Genomic DNA, 279 nt, shown 5'->3' on the forward strand with positions numbered 1-279 from the left:
GGGTCCGCGCCGGTCTCGGCGAGCCAGGCCAGCGGGACCGGCGCGAAGGCCTCGTTCACCTCGAAGACCCCGACCTCCGACAGGGCCACCCCGGCCTTCCGCAGCACCTTCTCGGTCGCCGGAATGGGCCCGGTCAGCACCAGCACCGGGTCGGAGCCGACGACCACTCCCGCCCGGTACCGCACGAGAGGGATCAGGCCCAGCTCACGGGCCCCCTCCGGCGTGGTGATCAGCAGCGCTGCCGCGCCGTCGGAGATCTGCGGGGCGTTCCCGGCGTGG

The 279-nt window shown here is 74.6% G+C and carries 1 pseudogene; it reads right to left on the reverse strand.

Annotation, left to right across the window (positions count from 1 at the left end):
* Window positions 1-279: pseudogene (locus KVT45_RS55320) on the reverse strand (acetyl-CoA C-acetyltransferase); the annotation flags it as partial.

The sequence above is a fragment of the Streptomyces sp. GbtcB6 genome, assembly GCF_019091475.1.
Lineage (GTDB): Bacteria > Actinomycetota > Actinomycetes > Streptomycetales > Streptomycetaceae > Streptomyces > Streptomyces hyaluromycini.